This is a genomic window from Thioclava sp. PTB-PU3-1, from assembly GCF_055666785.1.
Genome location: NZ_JBVNVL010000003.1, coordinates 67,079 through 80,489, shown reverse-complemented (window position 1 = coordinate 80,489; position 13,411 = coordinate 67,079). Strand labels below are relative to the sequence as shown.

The 13,411-nt window shown below is 65.2% G+C and carries 10 protein-coding genes; 7 read left to right on the top strand and 3 right to left on the bottom strand.

The window, feature by feature from the left end; all coding sequences use genetic code 11:
* Positions 1 to 31: 31 nt before the first annotated feature.
* The 3 genes from ACZ7GB_RS10065 to ACZ7GB_RS10055 all read right to left on the bottom strand — a co-directional run bounded on the left by ACZ7GB_RS10065 (position 32) and on the right by ACZ7GB_RS10055 (position 1,693).
* Positions 32 to 340: an H-NS histone family protein gene (locus tag ACZ7GB_RS10065; protein ID WP_078541453.1), complete on the bottom strand. Its 309-nt coding sequence runs from the start codon at positions 338 to 340 to the stop codon at positions 32 to 34.
* Between the two features lie 71 nt (positions 341 to 411).
* Positions 412 to 966 carry an ActR/PrrA/RegA family redox response regulator transcription factor gene (locus ACZ7GB_RS10060; RefSeq protein WP_078522717.1) on the bottom strand — a complete coding sequence of 185 codons (555 nt, stop codon included), beginning with the start codon at positions 964 to 966 and terminating at the stop codon, positions 412 to 414.
* 64 nt (positions 967 to 1,030) lie between these two features.
* Positions 1,031 to 1,693 (bottom strand): SCO family protein, encoded by a 663-nt coding sequence (locus tag ACZ7GB_RS10055; RefSeq protein WP_078522718.1) that lies wholly within the window; start codon positions 1,691 to 1,693, stop codon positions 1,031 to 1,033.
* 105 nt (positions 1,694 to 1,798) lie between these two features.
* Between ACZ7GB_RS10055 and regB the strand changes: the two genes are divergently transcribed.
* The 7 genes from regB (at position 1,799) to addA (ending at position 13,398) form a co-directional block, all read left to right on the top strand.
* The gene (gene regB, locus ACZ7GB_RS10050; protein ID WP_078605829.1) at positions 1,799 to 3,181 is read left to right on the top strand and encodes a sensor histidine kinase RegB; all 1,383 of its coding nucleotides are present in this window, start codon (positions 1,799 to 1,801) and stop codon (positions 3,179 to 3,181) included.
* A gap of 127 nt (positions 3,182 to 3,308) precedes the next feature.
* Positions 3,309 to 4,886: a PAS-domain containing protein gene (locus ACZ7GB_RS10045; protein ID WP_472158540.1), complete on the top strand. Its 1,578-nt coding sequence runs from the start codon at positions 3,309 to 3,311 to the stop codon at positions 4,884 to 4,886.
* 40 nt (positions 4,887 to 4,926) lie between these two features.
* A complete protein-coding gene (gene tsaE / locus ACZ7GB_RS10040) occupies positions 4,927 to 5,421 on the top strand; it encodes a tRNA (adenosine(37)-N6)-threonylcarbamoyltransferase complex ATPase subunit type 1 TsaE (protein ID WP_472158539.1) in 495 nt (164 codons plus the stop codon).
* Positions 5,414 to 6,409: an aminoglycoside phosphotransferase family protein gene (locus ACZ7GB_RS10035; protein ID WP_472158537.1), complete on the top strand. Its 996-nt coding sequence runs from the start codon at positions 5,414 to 5,416 to the stop codon at positions 6,407 to 6,409. Before tsaE ends, ACZ7GB_RS10035 begins: the two co-directional genes overlap by 8 nt.
* Entirely contained in the window at positions 6,385 to 7,068 is a 684-nt protein-coding gene (locus tag ACZ7GB_RS10030; RefSeq protein ID WP_472158536.1) for a nucleotidyltransferase family protein, read from the top strand. The genes ACZ7GB_RS10035 and ACZ7GB_RS10030 overlap by 25 nt, the downstream gene beginning before the upstream one ends.
* The gene (gene addB, locus ACZ7GB_RS10025; RefSeq protein WP_472158534.1) at positions 7,061 to 10,012 is read left to right on the top strand and encodes a double-strand break repair protein AddB; all 2,952 of its coding nucleotides are present in this window, start codon (positions 7,061 to 7,063) and stop codon (positions 10,010 to 10,012) included. Before ACZ7GB_RS10030 ends, addB begins: the two co-directional genes overlap by 8 nt.
* The gene (gene addA, locus ACZ7GB_RS10020) at positions 10,009 to 13,398 is read left to right on the top strand and encodes a double-strand break repair helicase AddA (RefSeq protein ID WP_472158533.1); all 3,390 of its coding nucleotides are present in this window, start codon (positions 10,009 to 10,011) and stop codon (positions 13,396 to 13,398) included. Before addB ends, addA begins: the two co-directional genes overlap by 4 nt.
* The last annotated feature ends 13 nt before the right edge of the window (positions 13,399 to 13,411 follow it).

Here is a 13,411-nt window from a genome sequence, read left to right as displayed (position 1 = left end):
GCACTCGTATTCAAAAATACTTATTTGTTTCTCAGATCTTCAGATCGTCGAGCGATTTACCATTGTCGAGAGCGGCTTGCACCCAACGCGGCTTACGGCCACGACCGGTCCAGGTTTCGCTGGCATCGTCCGGATTGGCATATTTCGGCGGCACGGTGCGGCGCGGCTTGGCCGAACCCGATCCGGTCAGTTCCGCCAGCGAATAACCCATATCGCGGGCCGCGCGCTCAAGCTGATCGATCGCTTCTTTCTTCTTGCGATCCTCGTAGCCGGAGATCGCCTTGTCGACTTGCTTACGAAGAGCTTTTAGCTCGTCGAGGGACATATCATCTAGATTCATTTTAAAGCTCCGAATTGGATATCCGGAGCATTAAATAGAAGGGTTAATTAATTAACAACCTAACCAAAGCGTCACCTTGGGCTTCTCTTAGCCAAAATCCGCTGAAGCGTGCGGCGATGCATATTCAGGCGGCGCGCCGTTTCCGAAACATTCCGGTCGCAAAGTTCGTACACCCGTTGAATATGTTCCCAACGCACGCGATCCGCGCTCATCGGGTTTTCCGGCGGCGGCGGGGCAACCTCGCCTTTCGCCAATAGCGCATTTGTGACGTCGGTGGCATCGGCGGGTTTCGCGATATAATCGGTCGCGCCCATTTTCACGGCGGCCACGGCGGTCGCGATGGCCCCATAGCCGGTCAGCACCACGATCCGCGCATCGGCGCGCTTTTCGCGCAGCGCCTCGACCACGTCGAGCCCGTTGCCATCCTCGAGCCGCAGATCAATCACCGCATAGGCGGGCGGGTTCGACTGCACGATGGCGCGCCCTGCGGCGACGGTTTCGGCGGTCTGGGTCTCGAAGCCGCGTTTCTCCATCGCGCGGGCCAGCCGCGTGAGAAACGGTAGATCATCATCGACGATCAGAAGCGATTTGTCCGACCCGATATCGGCGCTGATGTCTTCAGCCATTATCGTAACTCCCTCTCGCCGAGTTTGACGCTTGGATTTGTTTTAAGCTGTTGCGCCTGCTCGGTCAATTTCCGGCTGCGCCGTCGGGATTGGCCTTTTTCCACGCGTCGACGAAACAGGAGACGCTGTCGGCCATCTGCTCGGGCGTGGTGTCGCGGTTGTAGTATTCCGCGAAACCAGTGTCCGGGAAAACCAGATAGCTTTGGGTCGAGTGATCGATCAGGGTGTAGGGGTCGCCCGGATCCTGCACTTTGAAATAGGTGCGGTATTCCTGCGAGACCTTCTTGATCTGCTCCGGCGTGCCGGTCAGCCCGATCATTTTCGGATGCATGAGATCGGTGAATTCCTTCAGCAGCTCGGGCGTGTCGCGCGCGGAATCGACCGAAATGAAGACCGGCGTCACCGAATAGCCGCGCTTTTCGAGGAGGCTTACGGCTTCGGCATTACGCGCGCTGTCGAGCGGGCAGACATCCGGGCAATAGGTATAGCCGAAATAGAGAATGCTCGGCTCGGTGATGACATCCGTATTCGTCACTTCCTTGCCGTTCTCATCGGTCAGGGTGAATGGACCGCCGATTTCGCCCGCGCCGCCTGCGACGACGCTTTGCCGGCATTGCGCGAAAATATCGTCGTCATTGCTGCGGGTCGCGGCGAACCAGGTGACGCCCAGGCCGATGACCACGATCGCGGTCGCGGCGGCAGCGGAAATTTTCGCAATACGGTTCATATTGTCACTCCTCTCACGGCTGCATTGATCGCGCGGCGGGCGCCGATTATCAATGCTTTCATGCCGCCAATTCCGGCGATGTGCGCTTTGGACGCGGGAGACGACATGGCTCAACGCCTCGAGGCCCAACCCGGCCCGGCCGAGATTCACCACGACTGGGTGCGCCTCCGGACGCTGATCTTCCTGCGCTGGACTGCGATTGTCGGTCAGCTCGGCGCGATCTTCGTCGCCTATTTCGTCTATGATATCGCGCTGGATCTGGCGCTATGCCTCGCCACGGTCGCGGCGGCCATTGCAGCCAATCTCGTGGCGATCTTTCTCTTTCCCGACACCAAGCGTCTGACCCAGCCCGAGGCGGCGGCGACGCTGATGTTCGACATGGCGCAGCTCGCGCTGCTGCTGTCGATCACGGGCGGGATGAACAACCCCTTCGCGCTGCTCATTCTCGTGCCGGTCACGATAGCTGCCACCGCGCTGGAGCGGTCTGCGACGATCCTGCTGGGGCTTTCGACGATGGTGATGATTTCCATAGTCGCCGTGGTCTATCTGCCGCTCGTCAGCAAGACCGGCGAGGTGATCGCCGTGCCTGACGTGTTCGAATTCGGCTACTGGCTGTCGATCATCATCGGCGTGGCCTTCCTTGGTGCCTATGCACATAAGGTCGCGAGCGAAGTGCGCTCCATGGGCGATGCGTTGCGCGCGACCCAGCTCGCCCTGACGCGCGAGCAGAAGCTGACCGATCTGGGCGGCGTCGTCGCGGCGGCGGCGCATGAGCTGGGCACGCCGCTTGCGACGATCAAGCTGGTGAGTTCGGAGCTGGCCGACGAGCTCGAAGACAGCCCCGACCTGCGCGACGATGCGCTCTTGATCCGCGAGCAGGCCAATCGGTGCCGCGACATTCTCCATTCGATGGGCCGGGTCGGGAAAGACGACCTGCATATGCGGACCGCGCCCATCGTCGCCGTTCTGCGCGAAGCGGCGGACCCGCATATGGAGCGTGGGATCGAAATTCACTTCGATGCCCATCCCATCGTCGAGGGGCTGGAGCGGCAGCCGACGATCTACCGCTATCCCGAACTGATCCACGCCCTGCGCAATTTCATCCAGAACGCCGTCGATTTCGCGCACTCCACGGTTTGGGTCGAAGCGGAATGGGACGATGAAGAGATCACTGTGCGGATCAGCGACGACGGCAAAGGCTATCCGACGAGCGTGCTCAACCGGATCGGCGATCCCTTCCTGCAACCGCGTGCGAATGCGGCGGAGCGCAAGGGCTATGAGGGGATGGGGCTTGGCGTTTTCATCGCGAAGACCCTGATCGAGCGGACAGGCGGGCGGCTCACCTTCTCGAACGGGGACGCGCCCTTCGCGCCCGGTGCCGCGGTGCCCGCGCGCTCCGGTGCGGTTGTGGAGGTCGTCTGGCCTGCATCGCGCCTTCTGGCGCGGGACGATGCGGGGCTTGGTTTGAACCAGCCGATCGCGGTCTGATCGCCTTCACCTCTCTTGCCGCTCCCCGAGCGAAGTTAACGCTGAGTTAACGAATCTTCCGCACCCTCGGCCTGGGGACAGGTTTGAAAGGCCGAAAGACATGACGACTGCATGGCTCGAGGCGACAATGATCGCGCTTACCTCGGTGGGCGCGGCCTTGGTCGCGTTGCTGCTGACATGGCTCGCCGTGGGCCGCGTGCCGGGGCGCAGGCTGACCCCGGCTGCGCGAGAGGACATCGAGGAGGTGGCCTTCCTGTTCGACGACGAGGCGCTTGTGGATGCAACGCCCCCGGCGCGGCGCTTGCTGGAATCGATGCCCATCGGGGCGAGCGATTGGACACGGTTCACCGCTTTCGCCGCGCCGCGCTTTCCCGATTTCCAGTCCCGCATCGGCCAGCTCGCCGATCTCGGGCGGCTTGAGTTGACCGAAGTCGCGAGTGCCACCGACAAGCCCCGGCTCCGCCTCACCGTCGAGAATTTCAACGGTCTGGCGCGGATCACCCTCGTCGATCCCGAAGGGGAGGGGCAGGGCCAGCGCGTCGACAGTCTCTCTTTCCGCGCGATGGAAGACGAATTGGAGATGATGCGCACGACGCTCGACCGGTCGCCGGTTCTGATCTGGCGGACCGAGAAGGGCGGTGAGATGAGTTGGGCAAACAGAGCCTATCTCGTGCGCGCAGGGGCTTTCGATGCGGGGGAAGAAGGGTTTGGATGGCCGCTGCCGAGCCTGTTCACGCTGCCGCCCGACGCATTCGACGGGGGCGGGCCGCATCGTCTGGAAATCGGCCGAACCTCACAAAACGCCTCGGACGCCGCGACATGGTTCGACTGTCACTCCGTCGTTCTCGAACGCGGCACGCTGCATTTCGCCCTCCCCGCCGACGCCGCTGTGCGGGCCGAGAAGGCGTTGCGCGATTTCGTCCAGACCCTGACCAAGACCTTCGCCGACCTGCCGATCGGGCTCGCGATTTTCGACCGGGACCGGCAGCTGCGGCTGTTCAATCCGGCGCTGAGCGACCTTCTTCAGCTCGGGCCGGAATTCCTCGCGACGCGGCCGACGCTCTACGCCTTTCTCGACAGGCTGCGCGAAACCAAGATGATGCCCGAACCGAAGGATTACCGAAGCTGGCGGCAGGAAATGACAGAGCTGGAGCAGGCGGCTGCCTCCGGGTTTCACGCCGAAACCTGGAACCTGCCCGGCGGGCAGACCTATCGCGTCACCGGGCGCCCGCATCCCGATGGCGCAGTGGCGTTCCTGTTCGAGGATATTTCGTCGGAAACGTCTCTAACCCGGCAGTTTCGTGGTGAAATCGAGATGTCTCAGGAGGTGTTCGACCGGGTGGGCGACGCGATCGCGGTGTTCCGTCCCTCGGGCGAATTGGCGATGGCGAATGCCGCCTATGGCGCGCTCTGGGGGGTCGAGCCGGAGGCGACGCTGGGCCGGGTGACCCTGCTCGACGCGGTGAAGCAATGGCAGGCGCGCGCCGAACCCAGCGCCTTCTGGTCGTGGCTGCAGAATCTCGCCCGGGAAATCGGGGCGCGCGAGAACCTGACCGAAGAGATCACCCTGCTCGACGGGCGGCATTTGACCTGCCAACTCGAGACGCTTTCGGGCGGGGCGTTCCTCCTGCGTTTCTCCGCTCGGGACACCGCCGGCAAGCCGCCGCCACGTCAGACGGGCACCGCGGTCGCGCAGCAAGGCTAGCCGCTTGGCAAAGGGGCGATCGGCGCGCTAGAACCGAGCCATGCCCGCGCCGACGCACGCCCCCGTTTCCAGCGAAATGCCCTGCCTCGATCTCCCCGATCCCGAGGCGACGGAGCGGCTTGGCGCGCTCTTTGCCGAATTCGCCGGGCCGGGCGATGTGCTGCTGCTCGACGGTCAGATCGGCGCAGGGAAAACCCATTTCGCGCGCGCCCTGATCCAGACGCGGCTCGGCGTGGCAGAGCATGTGCCCTCGCCGACCTTTACGCTGGTTCAGACCTACGAGGCCGATTGCGAAATCTGGCATGCCGATCTCTATCGGCTCACCGATCCCGACGAGGTTCTCGAGCTCGGGCTGGATGCGGCCTTCGACAGCGCGATCTGCCTGATCGAATGGCCCGACCGGCTCGGCTCGGCCGCGCCGAAAGGGGCGCTTCGGTTGCGGTTTGAGCAAACCGAAGACGGCGCGGCGCGAAGGGTCTGTTTCGAGACGAATACGCCTCTTTCGCGGCAGGTTCTGGAGGCGTGGGATGGTTAACGAAGCCGAGATCCAAAGCTTCCTCACCGCCGCCGGGTGGCACGACGCCAGCCGCCGCCCGCTCGCCGGAGATGCCTCCGCCCGCAGCTACGAACGCCTGACCCGCGGCGCAGATCGCGCCGTGTTGATGAAAGCGCCCGACGGGTCCGAGATCGCGCGTTTCACCCGCATCGGCGATTGGCTCGCCGAGGCCGGTTTTTCCACGCCGAAGGTGTTCGCGCGCGACGATGCGGCGGGCCTGCTGCTGCTCGAAGATTTCGGCGATGCCCTCGCGGCTCGCCACCTCGACGCGACGCCCGAGGACGAGCCTGCGCTCTATGCTCTGATCACCGCGTTCCTCGCCGATCTTCCCCGCCATGCGCCGCCCGAGGATCTGCCGCTGCTGGATGGTCCCGCGCTCGGCGACCTGCTGGATTTGGTGCCCGAGTTCTACCCCTGCACGGACCGGGCTGCCGCGGATGCGCTCCAGAAGGCGATCGCCAAAAAATTCGACACTTTTCCGGCGTGGAAGCCGGTCCTCTGCCTGCGCGATTTCCACGCGGAGAACATCATTCTGCTGGATCGCCCGGGCCTGCGCCGTCTCGGGCTTCTCGACTACCAGGACGCGCTGCGCGCCCATCCCGCATATGATCTGGTCTCCGCGCTGCAGGACGCGCGCCGAGATGTGAGCCCGCGGGTCGAGACAGCCGAGATCGCCCATTACTGCGCGCTGACCACGACCGATCCGGGCGCGTTCCAGCTCGCCTACCGGCTGCTCGGCCTGCAACGCGCGCTGCGGATCCTCGGTATCTTCGCACGGCTGACCATTCGAGACGGAAAGCCTCAATATCTTGAGTGTATGCCCCGCGTTTACGCCTATATCTCGCGTAACCTCGCCGATCCCGCGCTCGCCGATCTGGCGGAGCTGTTCCACGCCGCCTATTCTGCCCCCGACCCGAATTTGATTGCTGATTTGAGACGAAAATGCCCGACCAGCCCGACGCCTTGATGCTCTTCGCCGCCGGTTTCGGCACGCGCATGGGCGCGCTGACGCAAACCCGGCCTAAACCGATGATCGAGGTCGCGGGGCGTCCCTTGATTGACCACGCGCTCGATCTTGCCCGGGCGGGCGGGGCGCGGCGGCTGGTGGCCAATGTGCATTACCTCGCCGATCAGGTGGTCGCGCATCTGGCCGGGCAGGACGTCGCGATCTCGGACGAGCGCGACGAAATTCTGGAAACCGGCGGCGGGCTGCGTAAGGCGCTGCCGCTGCTGGGTGAGGGGCCCGTGATGACGCTCAACACCGATGCCGTCTGGCGCGGCGAGAACCCCGTGGCCCGGCTGCGCGAGGCGTGGCGGCCCAATGAGATGTCGGCGCTTCTGATGCTGGTGCGGCCCGAAAATGCACGCGGACATGCGGGCGCGGGCGATTTCACGATGGACGAGACCGGCCGCCTGACGCGCGGGCCGGGCTATGTCTATACCGGTGCGCAAATGCTAAATCCCGCTGGAATAGGGTCTATTTCAGAACGGAACTTCTCGCTGAATATCCTGTGGGACGAGATGATTGCGGCGGGGCGTGTCTTCGGTCTCGTGCATGACGGGGGGTGGTGCGATGTCGGACGACCCGAATCCATTACGCTGGCCGAGGCGATGCTCGATGAGTGAGGACGCCGCCTCCGTCTACGCCCTCCCGCCGGGCGTCGATTTTCCCCGCGCCCTGGTTGCTGGCCTGCGCGCGCGCTTTGCCGATCAGCCGCCCGAGGCGCTGGCCCGGGTCACGCTCTATCTGAACTCCGGGCGGATGCGCCGCCGCGTGCGGGAGGTCTTTCTCGAAAGCGGCGCGCTCTATCTGCCGCGGCTCCTGCTGGTGAGCGATCTCGGGGCCGATCCGCTCGCGGGTCTGCCGCTGCCGGTGCCCCCGCTGCGCCGCAAGCTCGAATTGGCCCAGTTCGTCGAGCAACTCACCCGCGCCATGCCCGAATTCGAGGCGGGCGCGAGCCAATTTGCGCTGGCCGAGAGCCTGTATTCCCTTCTTGCCGAGATGCAGAGCGAGGGCGTCCATATCGACGATCTCGACCAGCTCGAACTGACCGAGACCCACGCCCGCCACTGGCAGGAGAGCCTGCGCTTCATCCGCATTATCGCGCGTTATTTCGACAACGACGCCGAGCTGGACCGCGAGAGCCGTCAGCGGATGGTCGTGGAGACTGTGATCGAGCGTTGGCGCGAGACCCCGCCCGCGGATCCGGTGATCGTCGCAGGCTCGACCGGTTCGCATGGGGCGACCTCGCTCTTCATGCAGGCTGTCGCGCGGTTGGAAAACGGTTCGATCGTTCTTCCCGGCTTCGACCGCGACATGACGCAGGCGGCGTGGGATAGTCTCTATTCCGGCCCATTTCCGCTCGAAGACCACCCGCAGTTCCGCTATCGCAGCTTGCTCGATAAGCTCGGGCTCTCGGCGGAGGACGTCGTCGATTGGGACGAGATCTCCGCGCCGGACCCGGGCCGCAACCGTCTCGTGTCGCTCGCGCTGCGGCCGGCGCCGGTCACCGATCAATGGCGGCGCGAAGGCGCTGGGCTGGGGCCGCTCGTTCCTGCCTGTCAGGGGCTGTCGCTGATCGAAGCGCGCGATCCGCGCCATGAGGCGCTGTCGATCGCGCTCGCGCTGCGCGACGCGGTCGAGCGGGGCGTCAGTTCGGCTCTGATCACGCCCGATCGCCTTCTGGCGCGCCGCGTGTCGGCGGCGCTCGACCGGTGGGGGATCGTGCCGGACGACAGTGCGGGGCAGCCGCTGCAGCAAACTGCGCCGGGCCGGTTCCTGCGGCAGATCGCGGCGACGCGGGCGCGTCCGGTCGGGATCGCCGATCTGATCGCGCTGCTGAAACATCCGCTGACCGCGACAGGTGAGGAGGAACGCGGGCCGCACCTGCGCAACACGCGCGAGCTGGAGCTGCGCCTGCGCCGCTATGGGCCCGCGTTCCCGGATCGCGAGAGTCTCACGAAATGGGCAGAAAAAGACCCTGATTCACGGGAATCTTGGGCGCAGTGGCTCTGCGATATTCTCGAAGATTTCGCGGCGCCTCCCGCGGCCGCGCTGACAGATCACGTGGAACAGCACTTCCGGCTCGCCGAACGGGTCGCCGCCGGACCGAGTGCCGCGACCGAGACCAGCGAGCTGTGGCGCGAGGCGGCGGGCCGTGAAGCGCGTCGCCTGATGGAAGACCTGCGCAGCCAGTCCGGCTTCGGCGGGCTTCTTGGCGCGCTCGATTACGCCGATCTGGTCAATCGACACCTTCAGAGCGGGCTCGTGCGGCAGACACTCGCGGCGCATCCATTGATCGCGATCTGGGGGACGCTGGAAGCGCGCGCGCAGGGCGCCGAGCTGGTGATTTGTGGCGGGTTGAACGAGGGAAGCTGGCCCGAAGCGCCCGCGCCCGATCCGTGGTTCAGCCGTCAAATGCGGCTGGAATCGGGTCTATTACTGCCCGAACGGCAGGTCGGCCTCTCGGCGCATGATTTCCAGCAGGCGGTTGCCGGGCCGCAGGTGATCCTGTCGCGCTGCGCGCGCGACGCGGAGGCGCAGACGATCCCGTCGCGCTGGCTCAATCGTCTCTTGAATCTAGTGGACGGCCTGCCCGATCAAGGCGGCACCGAGGCGCTGGCCGAGATGCGCGGGCGCGGCAAGCGCTGGCTCGATCTGGCGGATGCGCTCGAGACGCCGCGGATCACGCTTGAGCCCGCCAAACGCCCGTCGCCCCGCCCGCCGGTCGATGTGCGCCCGCGCGAATTGCCGGTCACCGCGATCGAGACCCTGATCCGCGACCCCTATGACATCTATGCGAAGCGCATCCTGAAGCTGCGCGCTCTTGATCCGCTGCGCCCCGAACCCGACGCCTTGCTGCGCGGTCAGGTGTTGCACCAGATCGTCGAAACCTTCGTGAAGACCTATGACGAGACCGCCACCATCGAAGCGGCGCAGGCGCGTCTGATGGAGATCGCCGAGGAGGTGATGCTCCGAGAAATTCCATGGCCCAGTGCGCAGCGCATCTGGCTCGCAAGGGTCCGGGGGATCGCCGAGACATTCTGCCGGGCCGAGGCCGAGCGTCGCGCGCAGGGCGCGCCCATGGTGGTGGAGAAAAAAGGCTCTGTTTCACTGCAAAACCCGCTTTTTGCGCTGACCGCGAAACCCGACCGGATCGACATTCTCGAAGACGGGCGCGCGTGGATCTACGATTACAAAACTGGCACGCCGCCTTCCGAGCGGGAGGTGATGGCCTTCAACAAGCAGATGCTTCTGGAGGCCGCGATGGTCGGGCGCGGGGCCTTCGAGGCGATCGGGCCGCGCGAGGTCGCGGGCATGTCCTATGTGCGGCTCGGCGGCGACGGCGCCACCACGCAGATCAAGGGTAAATCCGGTGATCGCAGCGAGACGCCCGAGGAGAGTTGGGAGAAATTCCGCAAACTGATCGCGCGCTATTTCGAGCCGACGCAGGGCTTCACCGCGCGGCGCGCCCCGCAAAAAGCGCGCGCCCGGACGGATTACGATCAGGTCTCGCGCTTCGGGGAATGGGATGTCACCGATGAGGCCGAGGGGGAGGACGTGTCATGACCCATCCGGCCAGCCTAAGACAGCATCAGGCCTCGCAACCGGACAGCTCGGTCTGGCTCGCCGCGAATGCGGGGTCGGGCAAGACCAAGGTGCTGACCGACCGCGTCGCGCGCATGCTTTTGGCGGGAACAGAGCCTCAACGCATCCTGTGCCTGACCTACACCAAGGCCGCCGCGGCGGAGATGCAGAACCGTCTGCTCGGGCTGCTGGGCGGCTGGGCGATGATGGACGAGGCAAAGCTGCGCGAGAAGCTAAGGGCGCTGGGTGCCGATGAGGCGCTCTCTGCCGAGGATCTGGCGAAAGCGCGGCGGCTGTTCGCCAAGGCGATCGAGACGCCGGGCGGGCTGAAGATCCAGACGATCCACGCCTTCTGTGCGGGGTTGCTGCGCCGCTTCCCGCTCGAGGCGAAAGTCTCGCCGGGCTTTTCCGAGATGGACGACCGCGCTGGGGAATTGATGCGCGAGGATATCCTCGAGGAGATCGCGACCGGCTCGGATTGCGACCGGCTCGATGCGTTGCTCGGCGTCTATTCCGGTGAGGATCTGACGGCCCTCGCAGCCGATATAAGCCGGAATAGGGTCGGTTTTGCAGGCGATCTGGGCTTCGCAGACCTGCTGGAAGCCTACGATCTGCCGCGGGACATGACCGAAGAGGCGCTGCTGTCCGAGGTCTTCGACGACGGCGATCTGAAGATGATCCGCGAGGTCGCGCCTGCGTTCCTCGCAAGCACCAAGAACGATCAGCGCGTCGGCGCAGGGTTGGCGGCGGCGCGTACCCACGATCTGGACGCTGTGCAGGCTCTGGAAGACGTGCTTTGCGTCAAGAAACCGAAGGACGGCCCGCCCTATCAACCCAAGCTCGACAAGGTCGCCACCAAGGCGCTCGCCAAATCGCTGGGCGACGGCACGATGGCGGCGCTGTCCGATCTGTCCGAGCGCGTCTCCGAGAACCGCCCCCGCCGTCTCGCCTTCGTCGCGGCCAAGCGCGCCCATGCGTTGCACCGGTTCGCGCAGGTCTTCCTGCCGCGGCTCGACGCCTATAAGGCCGCGCGCGGCTGGCTCGATTTCGACGATTTGATCGACCGCGCGGCGGCGCTGCTGGATGAGCCGTCGGTGGCGCAATGGGTGCTGTTCCGCCTCGATGGCGGGATCGACCACATCCTCGTCGACGAGGCGCAGGATACCAGCCCCCGGCAATGGCGAGTGATCGAGCGGATCGCCGAGGAATTCACCTCCGGCGAAGGCGCGCATAAGGGCGAGCGTACGCTGTTCGTGGTCGGCGACCGCAAGCAGTCGATCTATTCCTTCCAAGGGGCTGACCTCCAGCAATTCGAGGAAATGCGCGCCCATTTCGCCCGAAAATTCGCGGATATCGGTCGCGCGCTCTCTCCGCTGGAACTGGAGCATTCCTTCCGATCGTCCGCCGCCGTGCTGCGTTCCGTGGACCTCGCTTTTGCGCGCGGGGCCGAACAGGGCCTCGGCGGGGCGCCCTCGCATATTGCCTTCCACGAGGCGCTGCCGGGCCGCGTCGATCTGTGGCCCGCGATCGAGTCGGTGAAGACGGATGACGAGGACGATTGGGAGAGCCCGGTCGATCTGACGAGCGCGGAATCTGCGATTTCCCAGCTGTCGCGCATGATTGCCGCCGAGATTTCCGCGATGATCGCGCAAGGCGTGCAAATCCCCGATCACGAGGCGCCCGGTGGCGCGCGCCCGGTGCATGAGGGCGATTTCCTGATCCTCGTGCGGCGTCGTTCGGAGCTGTTTTCCGAGATCATCCGCGCCTGCAAGTCTATCGGCCTTGCGGTGGCGGGGGCGGATCGCCTGAAGCTCGGGGCGGAGCTTGCCGTGCGCGATATCCGCTCGCTTCTCAGCTTCCTCGCGACGCCCGAGGACGATCTGTCGCTGGCGGAGGCGCTGCGCTCGCCGCTTCTGAACTGGTCCGAGCAGGAGCTTTACCAACTCGCGCAGCCTCGGAAGGGCTACCTCTGGGAGGCGCTCCGGCGCGGTGAGATGCGGCCCGACACGCAGGAGATGCTGAAGGATCTGCGCGACAATTCCGATTTCCTGCGGCCCTTCGAGCTGATCGAACGCCTGCTGACCCGGCATGGCGGGCGCGAGCGGCTTCTGGCGCGGCTTGGCCCCGAGGCGGAGGACGGGATCGACGAACTGATTTCGCAGGCGCTGGCGTTCGAGCGCAATGAAGTGCCGAGCCTGACCGGGTTCCTCGGCTGGCTCGATGCGGATGATGTGCAGGTGAAGCGGCAGCTGGACGGGGCAGGGCGCGCGATCCGGGTGATGACGGTTCACGGCTCGAAAGGGTTGGAAGCGCCGATCGTGATATTGCCCGATACGGCGAAGAAAAAAGAGCCTAACCCGCCTAAAATCCTGCGTTTGGACAATGGCGTCGCTGGGCTGCGCCAGCCAGCGCCGGACGCGCCGGAGGCCCAGCTTTCCGCCGCAGGGAAGGAGACGACCGCCCGGGCGGAAGAGGCGCAGCGGCTTCTCTACGTTGCGATGACGCGGGCGGAGAAATGGCTGATCGTGGCCGCAGCGGGCGAGGTCGGCGAGGGCGACGAGACCTGGTATAGCCGGATGAAATCAGGCCTCGAAGCTGCCGGGACCGAGGACGTCACGGGGCTTTCGAAGCCGTTACAGGAGCTTGGCGAATATCCCCGCCACGCAACCGGGGCTTGGCCGGTGAACGCACTTGCGCCAGCGGCTGCGCTGGAAGTCACGCGGACGGAACTGCCCGCATGGAGCCTCACCCCCGCCGCTGCCGTCGAGCCTCCGCTGCGTCCGCTTTCGCCCTCCGATCTGGGCGGGGCGAAGGCTCTGTTCGGCGATGGCGAGGTGATCGACGAAGACGAGGCGCTGCGTCACGGGCGCAACCTGCACCGGCTTCTCGAACATCTGCCGGAACGGCCGCGCGACCAGTGGGAAGACCTTGCCGAACTCTTGCTGTCCGAGGGCGAAGATGCGCTGCTTCCGGGTGAAATAGAGCCTGTTTTGGCCGAAGCGATCCGCGTTCTCGAAGCGCCGGGCATGGCGGCTTGGCTGGGGCCGGACTGTCTGGCCGAGGTAGAGATCACCGCCGCGCTGGAGGAATTCGGCGGCCAGCGGATTCACGGCTTCATCGACCGTCTGCGGATCGATGCCGAGGGTGTTCACGTGCTCGACTACAAATCCAACCGCATCGTCCCAGCGTCGCCCGATCAGGTGCCCGAAGGGATCGTGCGACAGATGGCCGCCTATCGCGCGGCATTGCGGCAAATTCATCCCGGACGCAGCATCACCTGCGCGATCCTGTGGACACAGGACGGAACGATCATGCCGCTCGCAGATGCACAGCTAGACGGGAGCTTGCGCACGCCCACTGTATCTTGACGTCGACGGGGGC